Annotated in this window: 19 protein-coding genes; 12 read left to right on the top strand and 7 right to left on the bottom strand. The window is 51.9% G+C overall.

Features of this window, described 5'->3' with window-relative positions:
* The first annotated feature begins 404 nt into the window (after window positions 1-404).
* From dnaE to FH603_RS14975, 5 genes are all read left to right on the top strand, one after another.
* Window positions 405-4,040 (top strand): DNA polymerase III subunit alpha, encoded by a 3,636-nt coding sequence (gene dnaE / locus FH603_RS14955; protein WP_186738338.1) that lies wholly within the window; start codon window positions 405-407, stop codon window positions 4,038-4,040.
* A gap of 7 nt (window positions 4,041-4,047) precedes the next feature.
* On the top strand, window positions 4,048-4,269 hold the full coding sequence (locus FH603_RS29265) for a DUF4258 domain-containing protein (protein ID WP_394366363.1): 222 nt from the start codon (window positions 4,048-4,050) through the stop codon (window positions 4,267-4,269).
* Window positions 4,270-4,281: 12 nt separating this feature from the next.
* Window positions 4,282-4,509: a type II toxin-antitoxin system MqsA family antitoxin gene (locus tag FH603_RS14965; RefSeq protein WP_186738340.1), complete on the top strand. Its 228-nt coding sequence runs from the start codon at window positions 4,282-4,284 to the stop codon at window positions 4,507-4,509.
* A 115-nt stretch (window positions 4,510-4,624) separates the two neighbouring features.
* Window positions 4,625-5,242 (top strand): DUF4254 domain-containing protein, encoded by a 618-nt coding sequence (locus FH603_RS14970; protein ID WP_186738341.1) that lies wholly within the window; start codon window positions 4,625-4,627, stop codon window positions 5,240-5,242.
* A 6-nt stretch (window positions 5,243-5,248) separates the two neighbouring features.
* On the top strand, window positions 5,249-6,313 hold the full coding sequence (locus FH603_RS14975) for a glycosyltransferase family 9 protein (RefSeq protein ID WP_186738342.1): 1,065 nt from the start codon (window positions 5,249-5,251) through the stop codon (window positions 6,311-6,313).
* 1 nt (window position 6,314) lies between these two features.
* Here FH603_RS14975 and FH603_RS14980 read toward each other — a convergent pair whose 3' ends face one another.
* The 5 genes from FH603_RS14980 to FH603_RS15000 all read right to left on the bottom strand — a co-directional run bounded on the left by FH603_RS14980 (window position 6,315) and on the right by FH603_RS15000 (window position 13,875).
* Complete coding sequence (locus tag FH603_RS14980; protein ID WP_186738343.1) at window positions 6,315-7,313, bottom strand: glycosyltransferase family 9 protein; 999 nt, start codon at window positions 7,311-7,313, stop codon at window positions 6,315-6,317.
* A gap of 118 nt (window positions 7,314-7,431) precedes the next feature.
* Complete coding sequence (locus tag FH603_RS14985; protein WP_186738344.1) at window positions 7,432-8,493, bottom strand: DUF4249 domain-containing protein; 1,062 nt, start codon at window positions 8,491-8,493, stop codon at window positions 7,432-7,434.
* 32 nt (window positions 8,494-8,525) lie between these two features.
* Window positions 8,526-9,590, bottom strand: a complete 1,065-nt coding sequence (locus FH603_RS14990) for a DUF4249 domain-containing protein (protein WP_186738345.1) — start codon at window positions 9,588-9,590, stop codon at window positions 8,526-8,528.
* Between the two features lie 2 nt (window positions 9,591-9,592).
* The gene (locus tag FH603_RS14995) at window positions 9,593-12,001 is read right to left on the bottom strand and encodes a TonB-dependent receptor (RefSeq protein ID WP_186738346.1); all 2,409 of its coding nucleotides are present in this window, start codon (window positions 11,999-12,001) and stop codon (window positions 9,593-9,595) included.
* A gap of 167 nt (window positions 12,002-12,168) precedes the next feature.
* Complete coding sequence (locus FH603_RS15000; protein WP_186738347.1) at window positions 12,169-13,875, bottom strand: helix-hairpin-helix domain-containing protein; 1,707 nt, start codon at window positions 13,873-13,875, stop codon at window positions 12,169-12,171.
* Window positions 13,876-13,978: 103 nt separating this feature from the next.
* Here FH603_RS15000 and FH603_RS15005 point away from each other — a divergent pair, with 103 nt between their 5' ends.
* On the top strand, window positions 13,979-14,494 hold the full coding sequence (locus FH603_RS15005; protein ID WP_186738348.1) for a DUF2306 domain-containing protein: 516 nt from the start codon (window positions 13,979-13,981) through the stop codon (window positions 14,492-14,494).
* Window positions 14,495-14,546: 52 nt separating this feature from the next.
* Window positions 14,547-14,843, top strand: a complete 297-nt coding sequence (locus tag FH603_RS15010) for a 2TM domain-containing protein (protein WP_186738349.1) — start codon at window positions 14,547-14,549, stop codon at window positions 14,841-14,843.
* A 128-nt stretch (window positions 14,844-14,971) separates the two neighbouring features.
* Here the strand turns inward: FH603_RS15010 and FH603_RS15015 are convergent, their stop codons facing one another.
* Together FH603_RS15015 and FH603_RS15020 are read right to left on the bottom strand one after the other, a co-directional pair.
* Window positions 14,972-15,766: a thymidylate synthase gene (locus FH603_RS15015; RefSeq protein ID WP_186738350.1), complete on the bottom strand. Its 795-nt coding sequence runs from the start codon at window positions 15,764-15,766 to the stop codon at window positions 14,972-14,974.
* A gap of 135 nt (window positions 15,767-15,901) precedes the next feature.
* Window positions 15,902-16,363 carry an OsmC family protein gene (locus FH603_RS15020; protein ID WP_186738389.1) on the bottom strand — a complete coding sequence of 154 codons (462 nt, stop codon included), beginning with the start codon at window positions 16,361-16,363 and terminating at the stop codon, window positions 15,902-15,904.
* 95 nt (window positions 16,364-16,458) lie between these two features.
* Between FH603_RS15020 and FH603_RS15025 the strand changes: the two genes are divergently transcribed.
* The 5 genes from FH603_RS15025 to FH603_RS15045 all read left to right on the top strand — a co-directional run bounded on the left by FH603_RS15025 (window position 16,459) and on the right by FH603_RS15045 (window position 20,734).
* A complete protein-coding gene (locus tag FH603_RS15025; RefSeq protein WP_186738351.1) occupies window positions 16,459-16,812 on the top strand; it encodes a hypothetical protein in 354 nt (117 codons plus the stop codon).
* 176 nt (window positions 16,813-16,988) lie between these two features.
* The gene (locus FH603_RS15030; RefSeq protein WP_317171185.1) at window positions 16,989-17,900 is read left to right on the top strand and encodes a 3-keto-disaccharide hydrolase; all 912 of its coding nucleotides are present in this window, start codon (window positions 16,989-16,991) and stop codon (window positions 17,898-17,900) included.
* Between the two features lie 27 nt (window positions 17,901-17,927).
* Window positions 17,928-18,863, top strand: a complete 936-nt coding sequence (locus tag FH603_RS15035) for a sugar phosphate isomerase/epimerase family protein (RefSeq protein WP_186738352.1) — start codon at window positions 17,928-17,930, stop codon at window positions 18,861-18,863.
* Between the two features lie 72 nt (window positions 18,864-18,935).
* Window positions 18,936-19,460: a Dps family protein gene (locus FH603_RS15040; RefSeq protein WP_186738353.1), complete on the top strand. Its 525-nt coding sequence runs from the start codon at window positions 18,936-18,938 to the stop codon at window positions 19,458-19,460.
* An 80-nt stretch (window positions 19,461-19,540) separates the two neighbouring features.
* Window positions 19,541-20,734 (top strand): Nramp family divalent metal transporter, encoded by a 1,194-nt coding sequence (locus tag FH603_RS15045; protein ID WP_317171186.1) that lies wholly within the window; start codon window positions 19,541-19,543, stop codon window positions 20,732-20,734.
* The last annotated feature ends 295 nt before the right edge of the window (window positions 20,735-21,029 follow it).

Consider the following 21,029-nt stretch of genomic DNA (forward strand, 5'->3'; position numbering starts at 1 on the left):
CTGCCAGTAAGCCTAAACAGCATGAATTCGAAATTATAAATGGCCCGTTAGAGCCTTCATAGCGCAGCGTCGCCGGGACGCCGGAACGGTAGAAAAATTCGGTTTTACAAGGCCATGTGCCGTCAGCTACATACCGGTCGTGTACCTGAAGGCACACCTATTCTACACTTGGGGGCTTTTTCTACCATCGCTGCGCTGTGAAGGCCCTGACGGGCCACAACAAATGAAAGCTAATCCCGAATTCACGTTGACGAATAAATGACTGATCGTTTCCTTGATCCGGGGAAGGTCTGCCAGCTATTTCACCATCAGCCTTTTACCAGATTCTTTCTGAAATTCTTCGGGCATCCTTACCTCATCACCGCTGAAAGGGGTTATTTTTAAGCCAGTAATACGCGGAACCTATGCAATTTTCACATCTCCACTGCCACACTCAATACTCGCTGCTCGACGGTCAGGCCGACATTAAGAAGCTGATTAAGAAGGCAAAAGCCGACAACATGCCCGCCGTGGCTATTACCGATCACGGCAATATGTTCGGCGTATTCGAGTTTGTGGCCGAAGCCAGCAAGCAGGGTATCAAACCCATTGTGGGTTGTGAGTTTTATGTCGTGGAAGATCACACCATAAAACAGTTTACGAAAGAGAAAAAGGACGTTCGCTACCACCAGTTGCTCCTGGCAAAGAACGCACAGGGGTATAAGAATCTGGCGAAACTCTGTTCGCTGGGCTACATGGAGGGGCTTTACGGCAAGTACCCCCGCGTTACCAAAGAACTTATTGATAAATACAAAGAAGGGCTGATTGCTTCCACCTGCTGCATTGGGGCTTCCGTACCAAAAACTATTCTTAAGAAAGGAGAAGCCGCGGGCGAAATAGAGTTCAAATGGTGGCTCGACCGCTTCGGGGAAGATTATTACGTTGAACTCCAGCGCCATGAAATTCCCGATCAGATCAAAGCCAATGAGGTCCTGATCAAGTTCGCCCGGAAATACAACGTCAAGATCATTGCCTCCAACGATTCGCACTACGTGGATCAGGACGACTGGGTAGCGCACGATATCCTGTTGTGCGTCAATACCAACGAAAAACAGAGCACCCCGTCGATGAAGGATTTCAGCGACGACGACGTGATGCCTAAAAACACACGGTTTGCCTTCTTCAGCGACCAGTTCTACTTCAAGAACACGCAGGAGATGACCACGCTGTTCAAGGACCTGCCCGAAGCCATCGACAATACCAACGAAATTGTGGGTAAGGTTGAAACGCTGAAGCTGAAGCGCGACATCATGCTGCCCAACTTCCCGATTCCGAAGGAGTTCCAGCAGCATACCGACGACGTGCTGAATCAGTGGGAATACCTGCGTCACCTCACCTACGAGGGTGCCAAGGAACGCTATGTCGATATTCTGCCCCACATCCAGGAGCGCCTTGACTTCGAGTTGTTCACGATCAGGACAATGGGCTTTGCCGGGTACTTCCTCATCGTGGCCGACTTCATCAAGGCCGGACGCGATCTGGGCGTGATGATCGGACCGGGGCGTGGGTCGGCTGCGGGCAGTGCGGTGGCGTATTGTACGGGAATTACCAATATCGACCCTATCAAATACGATTTACTGTTCGAGCGGTTCCTGAACCCCGACCGGAAATCGATGCCCGATATCGACACGGACTTTGACGATGAAGGCCGTCAGAAAGTGATCGATTACGTCGTGCAGAAGTACGGCAAGGCGCAGGTTGCACAGATTGTGACCTATGGTACGATGGCCTCCAAATCGTCGATAAAAGACGTAGCACGGGTTATGGACTTGCCGTTGCAGGACGCCAACGCGGTCGTTAAGCTCGTGCCCGATAAGCCGACGTATAACATGACGCTCAAGCGTATCTTCGAAGACCCCCTCGACGGGCCGGGCGGTTTAGCGAGCGTCATTCAGCCCGAAGAACTGGACAACGTGAAGCGGATGCGGGCGCTCGAATCGGGCGACAAGAGCGCGGCTCAGGCCATGCGGATTGTCGACTACGAGAAAGTATCGGCGGTACTCAAACAGGCGCGTAAACTCGAAGGTACAGTTCGTAACACAGGCCTGCACGCAGCCGGGATCATCATCGCGCCCAGCGACCTGTCGGACATTGTGCCCGTATCGACCTCGAAGGATACGAACCTCATCATTACCCAGTATGAGGGTAAGGTCATTGAGGATGCGGGCGTCATCAAGATGGACTTTCTGGGTCTGCGCAACCTGACCATCATCAAGGAGTGTCTTCGACTCATCAGACAAAATCATGGCGGTTTCCTGATCAATGGCGTAGAAACAGCCATCGATGACATTCCGCTGGACGATGAAGAGACGTACAAACTCTTCCAGCGGGGGGAAACCAATGGCGTGTTCCAGTTTGAATCTGACGGCATGAAGAAGCACATGAAAGACCTGAAGCCTGACCGCTTCGGTGACCTCATTGCTATGAACGCTCTCTACCGGCCGGGACCGATCGCCTATATACCCAACTACATTAACCGGAAACACGGGCGCGAAGAAGTCAAGTACGACATGCCAGAAATGGAAGAGTATTTGGCTGACACCTATGGCATTACGGTCTATCAGGAGCAGCTGATGCTTCTGTCGCAGAAACTTGGCAACTTCACCAAAGGCGACGCCGACGTACTGCGAAAGGCGATGGGCAAGAAAGACAAAGCCACGCTCGACAAAATGAAAGGGAAGTTTATGGACGGTTGCGCGTCCAATAACCTTCCACTTAAAGTATGTGAGAAAGTCTGGACAGACTGGGAAGCGTTTGCCTCTTATGCCTTCAATAAGTCGCACTCTACCTGCTACGCCTTCGTTGCCTATCAAACGGCATTCCTCAAAGCCCATTACCGGCCTGAGTATATGGCAGCGGTTTTGACAAGCTGCCTGGGCACGATCGACAAGATTACGTTCTTCATGGAAGAATGTAAGAACATCAACATTCCCGTTCTCGGTCCCGACGTAAATGAATCGGAGCGGTTCTTCGGCGTCAACCAGAAGGGCGAAATCCGTTTCGGACTGGGCGGTATCAAAGGCGCGGGCGACGCAGCGGTAGAAGCCATTATCGACGAACGTAAAGCCGGTGGTCCTTTCAAGGACATCTTCGATTTTGCCATTCGGGTCAACCTGCGGACGGTGAACAAGAAAACCTGGGAATCGCTTGCCTATGCCGGCGCGTTCGACAGCATCGACGAGTATCACCGGGCCCAGTATTTCGAGATGTCGGACATCGATACGTCGCCGTTCCTGGACAAGATCATCCGTTATGCCAACAATTACCACGCCGAGAAAGCTGCGGCCCAACAGTCGCTGTTTGGTGCTATGATGGGTGGCGAACCCATGCTGGCACGCCCCAAAGCGCCAATGGTTACGGAATGGAACCAGATTGAGAAGCTGAAATTCGAGAAAGACGTTGTTGGATTTTATATTACAGGCCACCCACTCGATGAGTTCAAGCTTGAAATGGATGGGTTCTGTAACTGTACACTGGCCACTATTTTCGAGACCAAACAACCCGAGATTAAAGTTGGCTGTATTGTATCGGCCGTTCAGATGCGGGTAACCAAGAGCGGTAATCCATTTTGCATATTCAAAGTTGAAGACTATAACTCATCCCTCGAAATGGCCCTGTTCGGCGACGACTACGTCAGGCTGGTGCAGTACATCGAGATAGGGCGCTTCCTGCATATTACGGGCAAAACCCAGAACAAATGGGGTTCCGAGCAGCTGGAGTTCAAACCTACCAGCATCCGGCTGCTGAACGACATGCGCGAAAAGTTCTGCAAAGAACTCCGCGTATCGCTGACACTCGATGCCCTGAACGCGCAACTCGTCAGCAAGATCAATGAACTCGTCAATGCCCATCCGGGTACCTGCACCCTGCATCTGCATGTCATGGACCGCGACGAGCGCATCGATATCAGCCTGCAGTCAAGGACGCTGAAGGTTTCGCCCGCCAACTCCCTCATGCGGGCGCTGGAAGCGATGGAAGGCGTGACGTGTAAGGTGGCGTAGGGGAATGATGACTTGTACCAAAATCACCTATAAACTGCACGCGGTTGAGCAAATGTTCAATCGAGCTATCACTCAGGAAGAGGTTGAACATGTCATTAAGCACGGCGAAGCTATTGCTGCTTATCCGATGGCTAAACCTTATCCAAGCCTATTACATTTTGCTTTTGTAGACGCCCGGCCTATCCATATTGTTATTGCGCAAAGTAGCGATGGAGAATGCTATCTTTAGAACCAAGAAAAAATGATCTGTCTAACCTGTAAGATAGGAACACCGGAGTCAGGCTTTACTACAGTGACAGTGGAGCAGGGCGATACGATCGTTGTGTTCAAGAATGTTCCAGCTCAAATTTGCCCAAACTGCGGAGAGAAGTACTTTGACTCGGCCATTACAGGACATTTGCTGACACAGGCTCAAGATGCTGTAGCCAAAGGGGCAGAAGTGGAGATTATTCGTTTGCAAGTAGCCTGACCAAATCATTGGCAAACGCAGAACGCAACTAACCACCTGACCCCTATAGCAGCACAATTCCAGGCGTTCTGCCAAAAGAAGCAAAGTGTGTATCTTTGCGGTTGATCGATTACTTATGAACGCTACCATTGCCAACGACCTGTTCCGCCAGAGCATTCGGGACTACCACCGTACCGACAACGTCGACACGCCTATCGACAACCTGTATCCTGCCGATGCCATAGAGTCATTACTGTATCAGAAAAACTGGATAGATACCGTACAATGGCACCTCGAAGACATTATCCGCAGTCCAACGATCCGGCCCGACGAACTCGTCGGCGTTAAACGACGTATCGACCAGTCGAATCAGGACCGGACGGATATGGTCGAACAAATTGACGGCTGGTTTTTCGATCAATTCCGGACTATAAGCCCGAAATCCGGTGCCCGTCTGAATTCTGAAACCCCGGCCTGGCTCCTGGACCGTATGTCGATCCTGCAACTTAAATTGTATCACTTCCGCGAACAGACCGAACGGCCCGATGCCCCGGATGAACACCGCCTGAAAGCACAGTTCAAACTCAATGTGTTACTCGAACAGGAGCAGGATCTGGCTCAGTGTTTCGATGAACTGATGGGAGATATCCGGAACGGTGACCGTTATATGAAGGTTTACCGGCAGATGAAGATGTACAACGATCCTACGCTCAATCCTGTCCTCTACGGTCAGCCAGCCCAACGTCAACCCTAGCGGAGCATGACGCAATTGCTCCTCCTTCGTTTTTCGGCAATGGGCGACGTAGCCCTGCTGGCACCCGTTGTTGAATCGTTTGTAAGCCGCTATGCCGACGCACGGCTCACGGTGGTGACACGCCCTAAATTTGCCGTTTTCTTTGCTCAGTTTCCCAATGTCCGCGTTGTTGAACTCGACGTGAATGGGCGGCATAAAGGGCTGGCGGGCCTCTTCAGGCTGTTTCAGGACCTTCGAAAAATTGGGGTGTTCGATCTGCTCATCGATGCAAACGAAAACCTGCGCTCGGCCGTACTGAAACGGCTCTTTCGTATGGCAGGGATATTGTCGGTGACGATCGACAAAGGGCGGGCCGACAAAAAAGCTCTTACCCGAAAAGAAGATAAGATCAGGCGTCCCTTGCCCCACAGTATCGAGCGATACGCGACGTTGTTTGGAAAAGCCGGTTTTGCGGTTCAGCCAGCTTCCTCTTTTTCGTTTACCCCCAGTCCTGCAGCCGAAACGGAATTATTCACGTTTCTGGAACGACGCCACATCTCGCTCGATGAACCCTGTCTGGGTATAGCCCCGTTTGCGCAACACCTCCAGAAAATGTGGCCTTTCGAACGATTCGGCCCGTTGCTGGAAAAAATATATGCCTACAGCCCCGTTCGCATTTTTCTTTTTGGCGGGGGTGCTCAGGAAATTGCCCGGCTTGAAACGTTGCGGCAACGCTTTCCGCAGGTGGTCATCGTGGCGGGGCAATTATCGCTGGCGGCCGAGCTGGCCCTGATTCACCGGTTGACGGGCATGTTGTGTATGGATTCGGGCAATATGCACCTGGCGGCTTTAAGTGGAATACCCGTCCTGTCGATCTGGGGTGCCACCCATCCGGACGCTGGTTTCAGGCCGTGGGGGCAGGCCGACGATGCGATCATCCAGGTACCTGCCAATGTGCTGACCTGCCGGCCCTGTTCCGTCTTTGGAAACGTACCCTGCTGGCGGGGTGACCTGGCCTGCCTGAACGATATTTCGGTGGAGCAGGTAGCAGAACGGGTACGGCGGCTGCTTGACGCACAACAGCCTGCGTAATTCACTCGAAATTCTTCTTCTTCTGCCGTAGTTCCTTCACTTCGAAGTCGAACGGGAGCTCGTTCATGCACCGAAAATGTTTCATGGGGCAATTGCCGAAGCCCGTTTTTGAACAGGGGCGGCAGGCAAGTCCTGATTTCTCAAGCAGTACATATGGGGTCTTGTAGGGAAACTCACCCAGTTGAGGAGTCGAACTTCCCCAGATCGAATAAACTTTCTTTTTCAGCGCAGCTGCCACCTGCATAAGTCCGGTATCATGGCTAAACACCACGCGTGCCCGTTGTAATAGCGACGCCGACTGATTGAGATTAAATAACCCACAGGCATTGAAAATCAGTTGATTTCCTAGTTCAAGCGCAATGGCATCGGCCGTAACCCGATCTTCTTTGTCGCCCAGCAAAACGACAGGGTGGTTGATCTTCCTGCAAAGTTCGATCATCCGCGCCAGCGGCAAACGCTTGGTCATGTGTCGTCCCCCCATTACAAATGCCACATAGTCATGACGGTGCGTCACCGGGAGCCAGTCGACTTCAACCTGATCTTTATACGGAATAAAATAGTCCAGCCCTTCTTCATCGTTTTCTACGCCTAAGGGCTCCACCGTTTCCAGGTAGCGATCGACAATGTGCTGGGTAGGGAGGGTGTTGATCTTCCAGTTCAGGTACAGCCAGGTACGCAGGCTGGGTTTCCCTAGGCTATAGGTCCGGACGCCCAGCATCGACTTTATCAGCGTAGCGACGAAGCCATTTTGCAGGTCTACAACGTAATCGTAGTGTTCAGCCCGCAGTTGACGAATCAGACTATAGAGACTTCCTTCCAGATAATACCGCTTATCGATATACGGATTGTATTCTACGATGGGCTGGTACTCCCGTTTCGTACAATAATGCACTTCGGCACCCGGTACTTGCTGTTTAAGGCACCGCACAACGGGCGACGTCAGTACGACATCGCCAATCGATGAGAAGCGTAATAAGAGAATTTTGACCGGGGCAGCCATGACGAGGACATTTATGCAAATCTATCGCAATTATATGGGGTCGCCAAACCGTTTGATAGTCCCGGCAAGGTTTCCTGAAACGGAGATGCGTATATAGGAATACATTGAAAGACATGCGTCAGTTTACCCACCAGCGAGGCTTGTTGGGTGTCCGATATATACTATTTACGCAGGCAATACAGGAGGGCCCATACTGGGTAATAAGCTGATCTATATCCGGTATGCCCTGCCCCTGACTCCGGTCAATGTAAACGGCTGCCCGGGTGATGCCCGTGGCACCAAAATAACCATATACGGGTATCGTAGAGTCACTGACACATTTCATATTACCTCCAATTGTCAGTGGAGCCGCGTCGAACAGCCCACCGGTATTAGTAATCAACTGCCTGGCACTTCTCCAAAACACATAGGCTCCCCGGCTCAACTGCTGTTGTTCCACTTCTACATAGTATGGAGTGGTGGAGGTATACGGGGCTCGCATAATCAGTTGGCCACTGATAGCTTTGCCATTAATGTTCAGATCTGAGTTGATCGTAACACAGTTATAACAGCGGACAATATCCCAGCAGGATGAGCAACAGGGAATACCCACCACACCCGATGTTGTTCCTATTCGCTGACACACGCTGGCTGGTTCGTAATGAGTCCATTCCCACCGGTAATAATCGCCGGGTGATTCGGGGTCCTTCGTGTCCAGATACAGATCCCATCCCTGCTTCCGCGTGCTGGTACCGGCGATCAGTTCATTCCGATACTCCGTGTAGAGTTTGAGAATGGGGGGAGCAGACTTCAGCGCTTCCGACTCTGACGTAAAATGGATACCGGCTTTGGTTTGAATGTCGAGCCGGTATCGTCGCCCGGCCACCCCCTGAATCCCCTCGGGGCGGGTTTGGTAGACCCCACCCGGTGCCTGCTCACGCAGGGTTTCGCGGTTGCCCAGGTTGTCTTCGATGCTCACCACAGCCCCCGTTTCCAGCAGGTTGATGGCCGTGTAGCTGTAGTCGGCGCTGCGGGTGAGCCGAACCGTATAAGGACCGGGCTGGTCGGTGATCTGCCCCTCAACCACCAGGGCCGACGGTAAACTGACCCGGTCGGGCTGAAACTCGGTTACGCACGAGAGGACGCTGGCTCCTACAGTTACCAGCGCACCGAGCCACTGAGCCCTGTAGAGAACTGCCATTCCTTTGCCGTATGCGTTTAGCCCTGGCTTCATCAATAGACCCACCCACGGGGTTTAATTCGCGTCCGGTAGAGGCTGTTTTCACAAACCACACAAGGTGGATTCGTTGGAAAGGGAACCGTTACCGGTGGCTCCAGATCCGGAACTCCCTGCCCCTGGCTTCGATCGACGTAAAACGGCAACCGCGATACGCCCGTTGCCCCAAAGTAGCCGTAAACCGCTGTGTTCGGGTCACTCGTACAGCGGATATTCCCCTGCACCGCTTGCGGGGCTGCGTCGAACAGTCCACCCGTGTTGTTGACCAGCTGCCGAACACTTTTCCAGAACAGATAAGCCCCCCGGCTCAGGGCCTGCTGTTCTATCTCTACATAGTAGGGCGTTGTAGACGTATAAGGGGCCCGCATGATGAGCTGGCCAGTGATAGCCTTTCCGTTGATCTCAGCATCGGAGTTTACGCTGATACAATCGTAACAGCGTGCAATGTCCCAACACTCCGTGCAACAGCTTATGCCGGTGAATGCCCCTGACCGCAACTGCGTTTTCTGGCAAACCGATATGGGCTCGTAGTGTGTCCACTCCCAGCGGTAGTAGTTGCCGGTCGTTTCGGGGTCTTTTGTGTCCAGAAATACATCCCAGCCTTGCTTCCGAATCGCTGTACCCGGTACCAGCTCACTCCGATACTCGCTATACAGCTTCACAATGGGCGGGGCCGCCGTGATCACCTCCGGTTCGGACTCATAGCGTGTGCCCGACTGGGTTTGTACAATCAGCTTGTATCGTCGCCCGGCCACCCCCTGAATTCCGTCGGGGCGGGTTTGGTAGACCCCACCCGGTGCCTGCTCACGCAGGGTTTCGCGGTTGCCCAGGTTGTCTTCGATGCTCACCACAGCCCCCGTTTCCAGCAGGTTGATGGCCGTATAGCTGTAGTCGGCGCTGCGGGTGAGCCGAACCGTATAAGGACCGGGCTGGTCGGTGATCTGCCCCTCGACCACCAGGGCCGACGGTAAACTGACCCGGTCGGGCTGAAACTCGGTTACGCACGATAAAACCAGCGTTGGCAAGAATATCAGGAATAAAACAGATCGAAACGGGATCATGATCAAAATTTAAAATTGTAGGTCAGCGACGGGAAAGCCGTGCCGAATATGGCTAGTTTGTACGCATCCGAACCCGACCGCGAACTCAACCGATAGAAGATCGAATAAGCATTCTTGCGGGCATAAACGTTATAGATCGAGAATACCCAGCTACTCTGATTTCGTTTTTTCTTGACGGGGTTCTGTTCAAACAACATCGAAAAATCGAGCCGGTGATAATCGGGAACGCGCTGCTGGTTGCGGTCGACGTATATAGGAACGATAACGCCGTTGATGCGGGCGCGGGCATAGGGCTGCGTAATAGGCCGCCCCGTGCTGTACGTAAAATTCAGCGACATACTGAACCAGGCCGTTGGGCGGTAGGTAGCCAGCGCGTTGAAGGTGTGGGGTTTGTCGTAGTTGGCAGGATAAGCGCGGCCGTTATTGACCCGCTCGGCACTGAATTGACTATCCATCGTCAGGAATGTGCGGGCGTAGGTATAACTCGTGAATCCTGTCCAGCGGCCTTTGTTCTTGCGCAGCAATCCTTCAAAACCGTAGGCTTGTCCGCTGCCCTGAACGATCTGCGTCTCCACCGCTTCGGCCAGTTGGAGTTCAGCACCGTCGCGGTAATCGATAGCGTTGGTCAGTGTCTTATAATAGACTTCTCCCGATGCTTCCACGGCATTGTCTGTCGTATTATGGAAATACCCCAGCGACCACTGATCAGCAATCTGGGGTTTGGTATACACATCGCTCAGGTGCCAGCGCGATGTGGGCAGCGCAGCGGTCGTGTTGGTTATCTGCTGGATATATTGACGAAGTCGGCTATAGCCAGCCTTGATAGAACGCCCCTCACCAACCGACCAGCGGATGGCCAGACGGGGTTCGAGGCCGCCCGCCGAGTGATAGATTTTGCCGGCCGCATAAGTTTGGTCGGCCCCAATCGACTCATCTTCCCGGGGAAGACCTTCCTGATAGGTCCGTACGCTCGCTGGCCCCCGATTAAGCAGTGCCGAATAGCGAAGACCCGCCAACACCGATACGGCCGCATTCAGGTTCCATTCGTCCTGTAGGTAGGCGGAGAGTTCATATCCCTGCTCACGGGCCAGGTCAACGGGCAATACGTTGGAATTGGGTCCAGGCGTGCGAGTATTGGGTTGAACGAAGTAATCGATCACACTCGCCCCAGCCTGCCACTGGTGTTTTTCACTTGGCGTAAAGGTCAGATCCGATTTCAGTTGCCGGTGCCACACCCCCGATTTCAATACAAATGCGTTGGCCGAGTCTGCTGCCGACAGGTCAGCCTGATACCGACTTAAAATCAGCGACGTAGCCAGGTTGACGCGCCGGCCAACGAAGTAATTCCAGCGAAGGGCTCCATTGAGGGTCTGGTAATTAAATTGGGTCGACGATGCGTTGATCTCCTGCCCTGACAATGAATCGGAAGGCAGTTTGAATACATCGGTGCTGACATAGCCCGTTAGCGTGATCGTATGTTTCTCGGAAGGCTGGTATTTAAGCTTGGTCGTCAGGTCATAAAAATTGGCTTTTGTGCCGGTCAGGCCCGGTGGAGCCAGCCGAAAGAGAAAATCGTTGAACGATGCCCGCACAGCCGCCAGCATAGACAGTTTGTTTTTGATAAGAGGTCCCTCAACACCCAGACGACTCGAGATCAACCCGATGCCCCCATTGATACTCCACTTTTCGGCATCCGGCTCTTTGATCTTCACGTCCAGCACCGATGATGCCCGGCCACCAAAAGCAGCCGCCACGCCCCCCCGGTTCAGCGTCACATCACGTACCACGTCGGGATTGAACACCGAGAAAAAGCCCATCAGGTGACTTGAATTGAATACAGGCGCACCGTCGAACAGGATCAGATTCTGGTCGGCGCTACCGCCCCGGACGTTGAAACCGGGAGCCCCCTCACCCACCGTTGTCACACCGGGCAGCAGCAGTAAACTCCGCACAACATCGACTTCGCCCAATAAAGGCGGAATGCGCCGGATACTTCGGATGGTTAGCTGCGAAACGCCCATCTCCACTTTACGGATGTTGCGATCGGGGGCTTCACTCGTTACAACAACTTCCTCCAGATCTTTGGAGTCGTCTTCCAGGGTAACTTCGCGAAACAGAAGTTTCTGTAAAGAGATCGTGTCCAGTTTGGGCCGGTAACCAACGTGTGTAAACTTCAGAACATACTCCCCCGGAGGCATGGTTACTACGTAAAAACCGTCTTTGGCTGTCACGTAGCCTTTCGATACGTTCATCACCACAATGTTGACACCCTGGATGGGCTGCCCCGTTTTCGCATCACGCACGTAACCTGTTGCCGAAAAAGCCCGTTGTTCGCCGGGCGGTTTCCTTTGTTGAGCCATCGCTCCGTTGAGCAGGCAAATCGATAAAATCAGTAAAAGTCTACCGTGCATAAATAAGGAAAAAGGAAGGAAAGAACACCCGTAATTTTACAGTACCATGTATGAACGAATATACAAAATCATCCTAATAAAAATGGGGCACATCGTCCGGAACTGCTTTTGTCCCGGACGATATGCCCCGTTCACAATCATGTAGTTAGGCTAAAAGCAACTTCAGGCTATTTCTTCCCTATCTGGGCCCGTCGTTCCTGAAAATAACTGGCTATCTCACTCAACGTTAAGGCATTAAATGTCATTTTCTTTATAAGGCCGCCTTTTCGTCCAATAGCTACCCCGTAGTGCATGTCCAGCAAACCGGCGAAGTCATGGGCATCAGGATTAATACTTAGCATCACTCCCTGCTGCATGGCGTAGTCGATCCAGCGCCAGTCGATGTCGAGCCGGTAGGGACTGGCGTTGATTTCAATGATGACGTTGTGCTCGGCACAGGCATCGATTATCACTTTATGGTCGATAGGATACCCCTCCCGAGCCAGCAGTAGCCGCCCCGTCGGGTGGCCCAGAATCGTCGTGTACGGGTTCTCAATGGCTCTAAGCAACCGCGAAGTGGCTTTTTCGATCGACATGGTCAGTGTCTGATGCACACTGGCTACGACGTAATCGAATGTGGCGAGTGTGGCTTCGTCATAGTCCAGCGACCCATCCCCCAGAATATCGGATTCGATGCCTTTGAAGATCCGGAAATCGGACCCGTAGTTCAGGTTCAGCTGGTCGATTTCAAGCTGCTGCTGTCTGACGCGTTCTGCGTCCAGGCCACCGGCATAAGATGCTGTTTTGGAATGATCGGCGATACCGAAATAAGTCAGACCCAGTTCGCGACAGTAGTTGGCCATGTCGGCAACGGACTGTTTGCCATCCGACCAGGTGCTGTGGTTATGGAGCGTTCCGCGCAGATCGTCCCAGGTCACAAGGTCATCGGCATGGTAGCGGGCCGCCCAGCGAAAAGCAAAGTCATCTTCCCGCATTTCAGGAACGATATAGGGGAGGCCAGCCCGCTCGTAAATGGCGGCTTCGGATGCATCCTGACTGGTGTAAGCTGCCTGAAGCAATGACATACCGCCGGCACCTACCTGCTGCAAATGCGGCTCTGCGGCTGTCTGAATAAATAGTTGCCGGTCTGTCTGCTCCGCTGAATTCAGGAGCAATTCGACGCCTACATCAAACCCCTTCAGGCGGCCCCGCCACGCAAACGGCGACGAGTTGGGTTTGTTCTGCTCCAGATTTGGTAAGCTATTCAGGGTGAGCATAGCCGAAACAGGATCGCTGGTCTGCACCAGAAGCTGTACCGTATCCACCTCCTGGGCTTTCCGGCGCACCTGTCCACTAATTTCGACCCGGTCGAAGTGTTCTGCCAGCAGGTCATGCAGCAGGTTGGCCAGCATAGCGGCCTTATCCATGCGCACCTTACCCTGTTGCTCCTGTAAAAACTCCAGTGCCGCCAGAATTTTATCCTGCGTGCCAACACCAAACCCTTTGATTTTGGCAACCCTTCCTGTTTCGCAGGCCTGCTGCAGATCAGGGATAGTTTCGATGCCCAACTCACGCCATAGGGTTCCGATCTTCTTTACACCCAGCCCTTTGATACGGAACATATCCATCACGCCCGACGGGGTTTGGGCCAGCAGCTCATCGAGTTCGGTAAGACGGCCCGTTTCGGCTATTTCGCGGATTTTACCGGCCAGCGACTTACCCACACCCGGTAGTTTCACCAATTCCTCAACGGGCAGATTAGCGAGGTCGGCAGTCGATTTATCGAGGTTGAACGCGGCAGCGGTGAATGTGCGCGTACGGAAAGCATCCTGTTCGTGGAGTTCCATCAACCGGCCCGTTAGTTCGAGCAGGTCAACAATTTCAGCATTAGTCATCAGCAAAACGAAGTTTACTCCGCAAATTAGGCAATTGGTCGGATTTGGCGGGTGGCAAAGGTGAGTAGTCCTTTACCTTTAAATCATAAACCCAGTTAATGGTATGACTACCAACTTACTCCATTCGACAACCGGCGTCATTCACTTGGCCTCTGCTCTGGCGGTTATGCTCCTGGGCGGAGCAGTCATTCTGCTGTCGAAAGGGACTACCATCCACAAACGTGTTGGTTACGTTTACGTAGCCGCCATGGTTTCGGTGAACGTAACAGCGTTTATGATCTACCGCCTGTTCGGTACGTACGGGCCGTTTCATATCGCGGCCATCATAAGCAGTGTGGGTATTATAGGCGGCATGGCTCCTGTTCTGCTCAGGCAGCATGTTCCCGACTGGAAGTCGTACCACTACTATTTCATGAATTGGTCGGTCGTCGGCCTCTATGCAGCCTTCTGGGCCGAATCATTGGTGCGGCTCTTTCCGATGCAGCAATTCTGGCCTGTTGTGGCTTTGGCAACGGGACTAACAACAGGGCTTGGCAGCTACCTTATCAATCGAAACAAAGCAAGGTTTCTCGGACCAATCAGCAAGGAGCGGCTATTGACTAATTCGTCACTAGAATAGCGTTTTGTATAAATAAATCAGTGTATCTATTAACCGTCAACCACATAAAACGATGGAACCCCAACGCGACCCTCACCTCTGGAAACAGGCCAAAGCCCGTGTCGGCTTTCGGATGCATCTTCGCTCCTACCTGATCATCAACGCTGGCCTTTGGCTGATCTGGGCTTTCTCCACCTTTGCCAGTGACGCTTCGTTCAACACCCAGCACTTCCCGTGGCCCTTGTTCCCCATGCTCGGCTGGGGCATTGGCCTGGCCATGCATTATGTGAGTGTCTATAATTTCTTCGGTAACGAACGCAACATGGCCGAGCAGGAATACCAGAAGTTGCTCCGTAAGTCAGTCGGTTGATCAGTCGGTGAGTTGATCAGTTGGCCAGTTGGTGAGTCAGTCAGTTGGTGAGTTGGCCAGTTGGTGAGTTATAGCTCTCTGACTCACTAACTGATCAACAGACTGACTCACCAACTCACCGACTGTTTTCACACCGCTACCGGTGCTTTGATGGCGGGGTGGGGAGTATAATTTTCGAGCGTGAAATCAGTGTAGGTAAACTCAAATACCGACCGTACATCGGGATTCAGGCGCATGGTTGGAAGCGGACGAATGTCGCGGGCGAGCTGTGTTTCTACCTGCTCCAGATGGTTCAGGTAAAGATGGGTATCGCCCCCGGTCCAGATAAATTCATGGGCTTCGTAGCCGCATTCCTGCGCTATCATCATTGTTAGCAGGGCATAGGACGCAATGTTGAACGGGACGCCCAAAAACACATCGGCACTGCGCTGGTACAACTGGCACGAAAGTTTGCCGTCGGCTACATAAAACTGCATCAGCAAATGACAAGGCGGCAACGCCATGCTGGGTACATCGGCCGGATTCCAGGCCGAGATAATCATTCGTCGCGAATCGGGAGTCGTTTTGAGCTGACGCAGCACATCACTCAATTGATCGATCACGCGACCGTCAGGGGCGCTCCAGCTACGCCATTGTTTGCCGTAAACGGGGCCCAGATCGCCGTTTGCATCAGCCCACTCATCCCAAATGCTCACCCCATTGTCTTTCAGGTACTTGACATTTGTATCGCCGTTGATGAACCACAGCAGTTCATGAATAATCGACTTGGTATGGACTTTTTTTGTCGTTAACAGGGGAAAACCCGCCTGTAGGTCGAACCGCATCTGATAGCCGAATACACTGATGGTGCCGGTGCCGGTACGGTCGGTTTTACGGGTGCCGGTGGCCAGAATGTGGCGCAGGAGATCGTGGTACTGTTGCATGGAGAAGACGTTGGAACGCCAAAAGTCGCAAGTCTTCGGCAGATAGGCAAAAACAATAGCGCTGGCTGCCTTCTCATGAGAAGGCAGCCAGCGGGGATAAGCGTATGACTTTAGCTATAGTAAGGCGATATAGTATTACTGGTTCAGCTCGAACGAATACGTAATCTCTGCCGTAGGTCGGAACTGAGCCGTAGCCGAACAATACTTATCCATCGATAGGTCGATGGCCCGTTTTACACGGCCCTCGTCTAATGTTCCTTTCAGTTTGTAGGTGATGTGGATTTTCTGAAACGGCGAGGGCGTAACATCTTTCTGGCGCAATCCATCGACCGTCATCCGAAAATCATCGATCACCTGTTTTTGCTTTTGCAGAATCAGGATTACGTCGATGGCTGAACAACCTGCCAACCCCATCAACAGCATCTCCATTGGCCGGGCACCAGCATTGTGTCCACCAATATTGGTAGCGGCATCAATGTGCTGAGCCACACCAGATAAGCCCACGGCTTCGAAATGGAAAGCATCGTCGACACGAACAAGTTCTACCTGCATTGTATTAAATTCCGAATCGGTCGCAACCGGTTGTGAATCAAGCATCATCTTTTTTGCGTTTATACCTAAGAGTTCGTAGTTTCACTGCCCGGGCAGCCCCGCATACTGGCGGTGTGGCTGCGCACAAATCAAATTAGCCCATGTCCGAGAAATTCACCGACGACTTATTCGACCTTAAAAACGATCGGCGTCTCAGCGTTTACTTATACCGGGCGGGCTTCGGTGCCTGGCTACTTTATATTGTATCAGGTGCCCGGTTCATGCATTCTCTGAGCACCTACCGAACAGATTTCGGTGTCTTCTCGTTCTTTTTGATGGTTATGGGTTTATCGGCTTCCATGATTTACGATTATTACCACCACCCTGCTGGGTTCGAGCAAAAGAAGAAGTGGCTGGCATTCAGCTATCTGGTTCTTGCCGGTTTAATCTACTTCTTTATTCTTCATAATGGGTCAATCCCTGTCCCCCGTTTTCCGTTCAACAGGCTGTTCTGAACCCGTTTTCATACAAATGCCTTACCTAATCAATCTCCGTAGTAGCGTTGTCATCTTGGTTGAAAGGTAGGAGAAATGCCGTTTCGATTACCTTTTTTCACAAATCATATCGGTTGTTTAGGGTAAACACACCCGCTTTTCTCGTTTGTAGGGGTATCTCCTAAACCCAGACAGTCGTGAACACGTCTCGCCCCCAATTGCTTTTTTCAGCCTTTCTATTTCTGATAGCGCTGGCCGTGCCTTTGCAAACGAAGGCCCAGAAAGCGCCCGCTAAAGAGGAGTGGCTTCAATTGTTCAATGGGAAAGACCTGACCGGCTGGGATACGAAAATCGCCGGGTACCCCTTGAACGAAAATGTTGGGAACACATTCCGGGTTGAAAACGGCATGCTCCGGATTGCCTATGACCAGTACGGCCGATTCGACAAAAAATACGGGCATTTGTACTACAACAAGCCTTTCTCGCATTATATTCTGAAGTTCGAATACCGCTTTACGGGCAATCAGGTGCCAGGGGGCGACACCTGGAACGTGCGCAACAGCGGAGTTATGATCCACTCACAGTCAGCAGCGAGCATGGGGCTGAAGCAGGATTTTCCGATCTCTCTGGAGGTGCAGGTACTGGGCGGTCTGGGTAAAGGAGCCCGGCCTACGGCCAACCTGTGTACACCCGGCACGCAGGTATACATGGCGGGGAAACTCACAACGGCTCACTGTATCGAGTCCTCGTCGAAAACCTACGATGGCGATCAATGGGTAGCTGTTGAGGTCGTGGTTCTGGGCGACTCGATCCGGCACCTGATCAATGGTGAAACGGTACTCGCCTACCAGAAGGCCCAGATTGGCGGGGGCTACGTTAGTAAAGACTATGACTTTGTGCAGGCAAACGTGCCCAATCCTCAGGAGTGGGCAAAAAAAGACGGAACACCCTTAGCGTCAGGCTACATTGCCCTTCAGAGCGAAAGTCATCCAATAGATTTCCGACATATTGAACTCCTCAATCTGAAGGGGTGTATGGACCCAAAAGCAACGAATTACAAATTGCACTATACCGAATCGGACAAGTCGCAATGTGTGTATAAGCGATAAGGTTCATGATTTCTTCACGTCGGCTCCATGTACTTAAACAGACGCCATTTTCTAGCTTCACTCACCGCCTTCGGCGGGGCGTCGATCCTGACGACTGAACAAACGGGAGCGGCCGGTCCTGCCGCGAAGCCACTTCCTGTCTCCTGTAATGCCTACACCTGGAGTACTTTTTACGATCGCGAGAAAAAGCAGTGGATGGCCGATCCTGATGCATCGCTGACAGACTATGTGAAATCGGGCCTGACATCGTACGAGCCTTCGTTCAATAAAGCTGATGAGGTGATGAAACTGGCTCCATTCTTAGCAAAGTATCAACTGTCAATGCCGTCGTTGTATGTAAATAGTACGTTGCACCGAATCAATGACGCGCAGAAGTCGATTGACTCTGTACTGGCCATTGCCGACGCAGCCAAACCGTTGGGCACCCGCATTATCGTGACTAACCCTGATCCAATCCGGTGGGGTAGCGATGAGGACAAAACGGATGCCGACCTGGCGGAACAGGCTCGAAACCTCGACCGGCTGGGTGCTGAACTCCGGAAACGCAACATCACGCTCGCCTACCACACCCACGCCCCCGAACACCGTCAGGCAGCCCGTGAATTTCACCATATGCTGCTGGCTTCCGACCCAAAAAACGTGTCGTTATGCCTGGATGCCCACTGGGTATACCGCGGGTCCGGAAATTCGCAGCTGGCGCTATTCGATGTGGTCAGGCTCTACGGCAAGCGAATTGTGGAGGTGCACATCCGGCAGTCGAAAGACGGTATTTGGCAAGAGTCCTTTTCAGAAGGCGACATCGACTATAAGCGCCTTACCGGTGCGTTGATAAATCAAAACGTCCGGCCGTTGCTGGTTCTGGAACAGTGTCTGGAAAAAGGCTCTCCGAATACCATGGGACCGGTAGAAGCCCAAAAACAAAATATCAAGTACGCGGAGAAGGTATTCACGGGTTTGATTTAAAAACCTACCGGCCGACCGGCAACAATTTAGACAGGATCGGGTTATTCCTGTATTACCTACACACTCATTGTTATGCCTACTGATCTGAACAAACCAGAGACCCAAACCAAGGAACCAAAGAACATTCAACCTAATATTGGTCTTGAAAAAGATTCGCTCAAAAAAGCCAATGAACTGCTGAATGGTTACCTGGCAGACCTCCACGTTCTTTATATCAAAACCCGTAAGTATCATTGGAACGTGGCAGGACCAAGTTTCAAAGAGTACCACGAGTTTTTCGAAGAGCAATATAAAGAGCTTGAGGAAGTTATCGATCAGGTTGCCGAACGCATTCGGACCCTGGGCGGCAAGCCTCTTTCAACAATGGCTGATTTCATCAAAGAAACCAGCATTGCAGAAGATAAAAGTGGCGAGGTTAAAACCTTCGATATGTTTGAGCGCCTGCTGGCTGACCATGAGCAGATCACTCGGGAACTTCGTGGCGATGTAGATACCTGCGACGAAGAACTGAATGATGCTGGTACAGCTGACTTCCTGACGGGCCTTATGGAGACCCATGAAAAAATGGCGTGGATGCTACGCAAATACCTGTCTTAGTGAGAAGTTCTGAATTATAAATGATGAAAGTGTGCCCTGTTTGGCCTACTTTCATCATTTATAATTCAGTATTTACTTACGTGGCCAAATCTCTCTCCTTCCGCTCTGGGCTCAGCAGCGTTTTATTCTGGTCGGTTATTTCAGCCGCCTTTATTGGTCCAGGCACCGTCACTACCTGCGCTATGGCCGGCTCCCGCTTTGGCCTTAACCTGATCTGGACGCTGACGTTTTCTACCATCGGTACTATTGTCTTACAGGAAGCAGCCGCCCGCGTTACGATTGCTTCAGGATTAAGCATTGGTGAACTTCTCAGACAAACGTACGGGTCACGTATCCGATGGATACTAATTGCCCTCTTCGTATCCGTTACACTGGGGTGTGCTGCCTATCAGGCAGGTAACATTATTGGTACCGTTGCAGGTTTAACCTTATTGACGGCCAACGTTACGACTGCCCCATCCCCCCAATTACTGACCATACTGGTAGGTGCCGTGTGTCTGGCTCTACTCTGGCAGGGATCTACCCGACTGATTGCCAATTTTCTGGGGTTGGTTGTGTTTGTCATGGGCATTGCTTTCGCTTACGTAGCAGCCAGTGCTTCACCAAACCCCGTTGAACTGGCGAAAGCGCTCGTTGTACCTTCTCTTCCGGTCGACTCTACCGTATTGGCTATTGGACTTATTGGTACAACCATCGTTCCTTACAACCTATTCTTAAGCTCTGGCATTGGCCAGTCTCAATCCTTATCTGAGATGCGCTGGGGAATTAGTCTGGCTGTGCTTATCGGGGGATTTATCTCGATGGCAATTCTAATAGCAGGCACCCTGGTGACGGGTGACTTTTCCTTTCAACTCGTAGCTCAGACCCTAACAACGCGGCTGGGTACCTGGGCGGGTGCCTTATTTGGCTTCGGTTTATTTGCTGCTGGTTTTACGTCTGCCCTGACTGCGCCATTAGCAGCGGCCATTACCGCCAAGAGTCTACTCGACTGGCCTGAAGGGTCTACTGCGTACCGGTCCGTTTGGCTACTTGTAATGGGCATTGGTCTCACCTTCGGATTACTGGGCGTCAAGCCGGTACCTGTAATTGTACTGGCTCAGGCAGCTAACGGCCTCTTATTACCTGTAGTGACTATTTTCTTATTTATGGCGGTGAATAATAAGACGCTGCTACCCAAGGCCTCCCGAAATCGCCTGTGGCAAAATATAGCCCTGCTGATCATTGTGATTGTTACCGCCTTTCTAGGGTTGCGAAACCTGTGGCTTGCCTTCTAAGAAACAAAGTCCGTTACGTATTATTACTTAGAGTCAGGTTAGCCATTGTCTATGTACGGACAATGGTTAACCTGACTTTTTCTTTGTGCCCTCCTTACTTGATCAACCCTGTTTTCAGCCGGTATCAGACTTGACATTGCTAAACACAAAATGCCTGCCTAGCTACACTCAGTTATAAGCGATTTGTCTCTGATGAGAGACAAAATATAGACGAAATAAGCCTGATAGATAATATAGGCTGTATAACAGCCTATATTATCTCTATAAATACAATGTTGATAGTCAATATATTACA

The sequence above is a fragment of the Spirosoma utsteinense genome, assembly GCF_014282275.1.
In the GTDB taxonomy this organism is placed as follows: domain Bacteria; phylum Bacteroidota; class Bacteroidia; order Cytophagales; family Spirosomataceae; genus Spirosoma; species Spirosoma utsteinense.

Coding starts and splice junctions, on each gene's coding strand:
- FH603_RS15025 (WP_186738351.1), top strand. CDS start 16,459: ATGTCCGAGAAATTCACCGACGACTTATTCGACCTTAAAAACGATCGG.
- FH603_RS29265 (WP_394366363.1), top strand. CDS start 4,048: ATGACTTGTACCAAAATCACCTATAAACTGCACGCGGTTGAGCAAATG.
- FH603_RS15000 (WP_186738347.1), bottom strand. CDS start 13,875: ATGACTAATGCTGAAATTGTTGACCTGCTCGAACTAACGGGCCGGTTG.
- FH603_RS15010 (WP_186738349.1), top strand. CDS start 14,547: ATGGAACCCCAACGCGACCCTCACCTCTGGAAACAGGCCAAAGCCCGT.
- FH603_RS15035 (WP_186738352.1), top strand. CDS start 17,928: ATGTACTTAAACAGACGCCATTTTCTAGCTTCACTCACCGCCTTCGGC.
- FH603_RS14975 (WP_186738342.1), top strand. CDS start 5,249: ATGACGCAATTGCTCCTCCTTCGTTTTTCGGCAATGGGCGACGTAGCC.
- dnaE (WP_186738338.1), top strand. CDS start 405: ATGCAATTTTCACATCTCCACTGCCACACTCAATACTCGCTGCTCGAC.
- FH603_RS14985 (WP_186738344.1), bottom strand. CDS start 8,493: ATGGCAGTTCTCTACAGGGCTCAGTGGCTCGGTGCGCTGGTAACTGTA.
- FH603_RS14965 (WP_186738340.1), top strand. CDS start 4,282: ATGATCTGTCTAACCTGTAAGATAGGAACACCGGAGTCAGGCTTTACT.
- FH603_RS14970 (WP_186738341.1), top strand. CDS start 4,625: ATGAACGCTACCATTGCCAACGACCTGTTCCGCCAGAGCATTCGGGAC.
- FH603_RS15005 (WP_186738348.1), top strand. CDS start 13,979: ATGACTACCAACTTACTCCATTCGACAACCGGCGTCATTCACTTGGCC.
- FH603_RS15015 (WP_186738350.1), bottom strand. CDS start 15,766: ATGCAACAGTACCACGATCTCCTGCGCCACATTCTGGCCACCGGCACC.
- FH603_RS15040 (WP_186738353.1), top strand. CDS start 18,936: ATGCCTACTGATCTGAACAAACCAGAGACCCAAACCAAGGAACCAAAG.
- FH603_RS14990 (WP_186738345.1), bottom strand. CDS start 9,590: ATGATCCCGTTTCGATCTGTTTTATTCCTGATATTCTTGCCAACGCTG.
- FH603_RS15020 (WP_186738389.1), bottom strand. CDS start 16,363: ATGCTTGATTCACAACCGGTTGCGACCGATTCGGAATTTAATACAATG.
- FH603_RS14995 (WP_186738346.1), bottom strand. CDS start 12,001: ATGCACGGTAGACTTTTACTGATTTTATCGATTTGCCTGCTCAACGGA.
- FH603_RS14980 (WP_186738343.1), bottom strand. CDS start 7,313: ATGGCTGCCCCGGTCAAAATTCTCTTATTACGCTTCTCATCGATTGGC.